Origin of the sequence: Paenibacillus ihuae, from assembly GCF_001368795.1 — a bacterium.
Classification (GTDB): domain Bacteria; phylum Bacillota; class Bacilli; order Paenibacillales; family Paenibacillaceae; genus Paenibacillus_AQ; species Paenibacillus_AQ ihuae.
On the sequence record NZ_LN831198.1, the window covers coordinates 1,693,115 to 1,698,117 of the forward strand.

The following is a 5,003-nucleotide window of genomic DNA, read 5'->3' on the forward strand; positions in this document are numbered from 1 at the left end:
GCCGAGGCTGAGTTCACGGAGCTGGACGGACGATATGCAGAGTGGCTTCGTCAGCGCAGCCTGCCGGAAGGGTTGTCGCCTGAAGGCCTGCCTGATATTTTTGCACTGGTTGAGCAGGGCAACGACCTGCTCCGCCAGCATAGCAAGCTGACTCAGCGGCTCAAAGAGCTGGAGGCGGAATGCGGCGCATATGAGCAGGAAGCCTTGTTGCTGATGCAGCAGGCCGGAAAGACAGCTGCCAGCCGTTCAACTGTCTCTTATCCAGTCAAATCAGCGGGCGCAGCAGGTCCTGTTCCAGCAGCTATCCATCCGGTCATTCCGTCGAATGCTGAGATAACCGATACTCTAACAGATTCAAATGGCATCCCTGCAGTTCAGCAGCCAGAAACGCTGGAAGCCTTTAATATTCCAGAGATAGCTTTGAATTCAGCAATCCAGGGACAGGACAAACCCTATTTTACTTCGGTTGAAGGTGACAGTGATGCTGGAATTTCTGTATTCACCCTGCTCAGCTGGCTGGAGACCCGGAAGCGGGATTGGGATTTATTGAAACGTGAACTGCTGCGGAGGGAGGGCATCCATACCCGGATGACCGAGGTACAGGTAGAACTTGCGGAGAACAGACGGATCCTGGAGGATTTGAAGCAGCGAAGCAGCAGTCTGCTGCGTGAAGGAGGAGCCGTGGACGGTGAAGATTTTCTGAGGCGTTCGTCGGCGGTACAGCTCCGGGTCGAACTGACAAAATCTATCCGTCAATGGGAGCTGGCGATGTTCGGCGGCTGGGAGGGCGGCGGGGCTGAACAGCTGCAGCAGCTTCTGGAGCATCATGATGCCTTTGCGCTGGAACAGGAATGTTCCGCCGCGGAAGATATGGCGGCTAACATTGAAGAAGAACGGAATATGCTCCTACAGCAGCGGGGCAAGCTTCTGCAGGAACGGGAATATTTGAAGGAACGCTGTATGCAGGATACCGTCAATCAGCAGCTGGAGGAACAGCGGACCGCGTTGCGGAGTCTGGCCGGGCAATATGCGGTAAACGCTTTGGCTGCAGAATTGATCGGCCGGACAAGACGGATTTATGAGCAGGAGAAGCAGCCGCAAGTGCTGCAGCTCGCCTCTGCCTACTTTGCGAAGCTGACGGAAGGGGAATACCGGCGGATTGTAATGACACTCGGGCATAAGGAGCTAAAAGCGGAGCATGCTTCCTTAGGGCTTATAGACAGCGGGCTGCTTAGCCGGGGTACTGCGGAACAGCTCTACCTCGCCATCCGGCTGGCCCTGGCCGGGACGATGACCCGTCAGAACAGCCTGCCTCTCCTCTTCGATGATCTGTTTGTCAATTTTGATGAACAACGTCTGTTTGCAGCATTGGCTCTGATTGGTGAGTTGTCGGCCACCCGGCAAATCGTAATGATGACCTGCCACCGCCATGTAGCGGAAGCAGCTGCACGGATTCTTCCCGCTGCTGCGGTAATCACAGTATAAAGGAGCAATCATAGGCTGAGGGCTTCTTCAAGGAACCGTTACCCCGTCCGTGAGACAGTGTTCAGTTCCATGGCCCTTGCCTCCTGCTTTTTTAGCTGTTTCAGAAACTTTAATTTTAATCTGCTGTGGATACTATGGCTATAAGGATTGGAAGAGTATTTTTGTCTGCTGGACAAGTTACTCTGGAAAAATGGAAGAAGTCATTCTAACAGAGCTGGAGCTAGAGCTGGTACTGTAACTGTAACTGTAACTGTAACTGTAACTGTAACTGTAACTGGAACTGGAACTGGAACTGGAACTGGAGCTGGGAGTTGGAGCTGGAGCTGGAGCTGGAGCTGGGAGCTACAGCTGGTACTGTAACTGGAACTGGAGCTGGAGCCGGGGCTGATGAATGCGTGTACGGAATATCGGGGAACTTGAAGGACAAGCGTCGAGAGTATGTGGATCCCGATTCTGCTGCCAGCAGCCAAATGGAGGTAAATCAACGGGATAAATCCCTTTGATTCTGCCGCCAGCAGCCAAATGGAGTAAATCAACGGGATAAATCCCTTTGATTCAGCCGCCAGCAGCCAAATAGAGTAAATCAACGGGATAAATCCCTTTGATTCAGCCGCTAGCAGCCAAATAGAGTAAATCAACGGGATAAATCCCTTTGATTCAGCCGCTAGCAGCCAAATAGAGTAAATCAAAGGTATAAATCCCTTTGATTCAGCCTCAAGCGTGCAGACCGAGCGAATTAGAGGGATAAATCCCTCTGATTCGCTTCGGAGCCAGGCCCTTCCCGGCGTTAGGGGAGGTTAAGTTATTTCCGAATACGGATTGCTGGCTTTACAGCGACAATAGTAATTCCTTTGCTATCGGGGCTGGGGGGTTCACTTGTCCGCGGCGGCAGGGAGGTTGTGGCCCGCAGCAGCATGATGACCCAGACCAGTGCCAAGGCACCGAAGATCGGGTAAAATACTCCAAGCAGCGAGCTGAAGCCGAATTGGCTAAACAAATAGCAGATCAGCATGAGCAGCGGCGTTACCAGGGTTGGTGCAATAGGCAGACGCTGTTTCAGCTGCACACTGACACCATAAATATCGGCAACAAAGGTGCTGAAGATTTCCAGAAAGATCAGCAGGAGATAGATCAGCTGTACAATGGGGCCTAGCCGGAAGGCGATGCTGCCCATGGGAACCTCAAACTGCAGGATGCCGGGCATCTGCGAGCTCATTGCAAAATGTGCAGCCAGCAGCATAAAGCCTATTCCCAGCCCGCCAAGTACGCCGCCGCGCACCAGGGCTTGTTCATCATCCGTGTGCCGGGCCAGCGGAACAAGCACGGCTTGGGCCATTCCGAGGTTAAAGGCAGTATAGAGCAGCGGCGACATCCATGCGCCAAAGATGCTGCTGTCCGTCTGCAGGAACAGAAAACGCTCCGCACCGGGCAGCCCGAATGTATTAAAAATAATGATTAGCGACAGAGTAAGCATCAATGGTACAACCAGACTGTTGATTTGTAAGATTCCGTTAATTCCGCGTTTCAGCAAAAAATAAGATCCAACAATAGTAATCAGCAGTCCGGTCTGATAGGGAAGCCCCAGATGCTCTTGAAAAATGGCTCCAGCCCCTGCTAACATGATACTGTTCACCCCGATCAGGATGACCATCGTAAAGAGGCTGATGCTGGCGCCTGCTTTTTCACCAAACAGATGCCGGTTGAAATCTTCATACGAATCCGCTTCAATCCGCCGGGCGATGATCATCATCTTGGTGCCCAGCCAAATGAACAGCGCAGTCGATAGCAGGATGGTCAGGAGTGCAAAGTGGCCGTACCGGGTGAAAAAACGGAGAATCTCCTGTCCGGTAGCAAAGCCGGCGCCTACGATGGTACCGATATAAGTGAAAGCAATTTGCAGCGTGCGGACATGCGATTTCATAGCTCCCCTCCTTAAGTCCTCTAAATATAAAATGGGCAGCGCCCGCAGGATTGCCTTGTGCAGTCCGTATAGTACAGGTTATGATGATGAGCAGAAGGACATGACTTCCGCCTAATGAAATGAGCAAAACGTAAAGTGGAACGTCTGGAATTATAAGGGTAATGGAGGTACACAGTCATGGAAGTTTTGAAACAGCGGATTTTGCAGGAAGGGGTTGTCCTTTCGGATCAGGTGCTGAAGCTGGATGCTCTGCTTAACCACCAGGTTGATCCTATCCTTACGATGGAAATGGGACGGGAATTTGCCGGGAGATTTGCGGATGCCGGTGTTACACGTGTGGTTACCGTAGAGTCCTCGGGTATTGCCGTGGCGTTTGCTACCGCATTGGAAATGAAGGTGCCGCTGGTGTTCGCGCGCCGCAAAAAAACGCTGCTGGCCGATCCCGATGCGCTGTGCGAGCGGGTTCCGTCGTTCACCAAAGGAATCGTGACCGATATTATGCTGTCCCGCCAATACATCTCGGCAGATGATAAAGTTCTGTTTATCGATGATATTATCGCTAACGGCGATGCTGCACGCGGACTTATCAAGATTATCCAGCGTTCCGGGGCTGAACTGGTCGGATTGGGCGTTGTCGTTGAGAAATGCTTCCAGGCAGGAGCACGTACAATCAGAGAGCAGGGTATCCGGCTTGAATCTCTGGTCCGCATCACTTCGCTTGAAGACGGGAAGGTTGTCTTTGGCGAATAACCCGTGACAATTAACGGAACAAAAGCCTATTTTTAAAACATCTTCTTTTCACCCTATAACTTTTCCTTTATAATAAGCATTAGACATAGGAGAGGAGGCGTCACAATGGGGAAAGAACCGGTGACAGAGCAATTTTTTATTGATAAACTAACCGAGGCCAAGGATCATTTCGAGCGTGCGCTGGATTGTAAACACACAGAGTTCGACGACCTGTATCCCTATATGATTGAACATCCTCAATTTTTCTGGTACAAACGTTATGTCGCATGGTCGGAACTTTTGACTATCACTAGTCTGTGTCAAGAACTGGATTTCAACTGGAAAGAGAATTTCACAGAAAATCAGGTTGAGTATCTGGAACAACGTGTGATGTCCGCTAAAGTTCTTGATTTCTGGTTTGAGAAGAATGAAGCGCTGATATAGGAATTTGGTTAAGCAGGCAAGACCCAAATGAGCTATCATTTGGGTCTTTTTTTGGATACAAGAGAGTTATCTATTTCAAAATGATACATGCTATAACTGAAGGGGGAATACGAGCTTATGATTAGCGATGAACAGCTGGATGCCTACCGCATTTCCGGCGAGAAAATACGTGTCATTCGTGATGCTCTGGAGAGCAATGATGTCAAAGGCATTATTCTGGCTTGGGATGATTCTCAGGTGATGGTGCGCCGTCCCAATAAACGTGTAGTGAAGCTGGACCGCAATTACATATTCCAGCCCTTCTCGGAACCGAGACCTGCTACTGAAGAATCATAGGCCTAGCCGCGTATAACAGATGCAGCCCCCGTCCAATAGGACGGGGGCTGCATCTGTTATATTGTAAAGATGGCCATCAAAGTTAGAT

The 5,003-nt window shown here is 50.7% G+C and carries 6 protein-coding genes; 5 read left to right on the forward strand and 1 reads right to left on the reverse strand.

The features are described from left to right. Positions 1–1,485: ATP-binding protein (locus tag AQR02_RS07500; protein ID WP_425339963.1), on the forward strand; the 1,485-nt coding region annotated here is incomplete at its 5' end. Between the two features lie 311 nt (positions 1,486–1,796). Next, entirely contained in the window at positions 1,797–1,988 is a 192-nt protein-coding gene (locus AQR02_RS32315) for a hypothetical protein (protein ID WP_054940046.1), read from the forward strand. A gap of 299 nt (positions 1,989–2,287) precedes the next feature. On the opposite strand, the gene AQR02_RS07510 is transcribed toward AQR02_RS32315, so the two are convergent. Further along, on the reverse strand, positions 2,288–3,406 hold the full coding sequence (locus AQR02_RS07510) for a YkvI family membrane protein (protein WP_054940047.1): 1,119 nt from the start codon (positions 3,404–3,406) through the stop codon (positions 2,288–2,290). A 177-nt stretch (positions 3,407–3,583) separates the two neighbouring features. Here AQR02_RS07510 and AQR02_RS07515 point away from each other — a divergent pair, with 177 nt between their 5' ends. The 3 genes from AQR02_RS07515 (at position 3,584) to AQR02_RS07525 (ending at position 4,915) form a co-directional block, all read left to right on the forward strand. Then, a complete protein-coding gene (locus AQR02_RS07515) occupies positions 3,584–4,156 on the forward strand; it encodes a xanthine phosphoribosyltransferase (protein ID WP_054940048.1) in 573 nt (190 codons plus the stop codon). A gap of 105 nt (positions 4,157–4,261) precedes the next feature. Continuing rightward, on the forward strand, positions 4,262–4,579 hold the full coding sequence (locus AQR02_RS07520) for a hypothetical protein (RefSeq protein ID WP_054940049.1): 318 nt from the start codon (positions 4,262–4,264) through the stop codon (positions 4,577–4,579). A gap of 117 nt (positions 4,580–4,696) precedes the next feature. Then, on the forward strand, positions 4,697–4,915 hold the full coding sequence (locus tag AQR02_RS07525; protein WP_054940050.1) for a hypothetical protein: 219 nt from the start codon (positions 4,697–4,699) through the stop codon (positions 4,913–4,915). Positions 4,916–5,003 lie beyond the last annotated feature (88 nt).

What these genes read in the sequence shown, in the direction of transcription:
- AQR02_RS07510 (WP_054940047.1), bottom strand. Translation starts at nt 3,406, where the DNA reads ATGAAATCGCATGTCCGCACGCTGCAAATTGCTTTCACTTATATCGGT.
- AQR02_RS07520 (WP_054940049.1), top strand. Translation starts at nt 4,262, where the DNA reads ATGGGGAAAGAACCGGTGACAGAGCAATTTTTTATTGATAAACTAACC.
- AQR02_RS07515 (WP_054940048.1), top strand. Translation starts at nt 3,584, where the DNA reads ATGGAAGTTTTGAAACAGCGGATTTTGCAGGAAGGGGTTGTCCTTTCG.
- AQR02_RS07525 (WP_054940050.1), top strand. Translation starts at nt 4,697, where the DNA reads ATGATTAGCGATGAACAGCTGGATGCCTACCGCATTTCCGGCGAGAAA.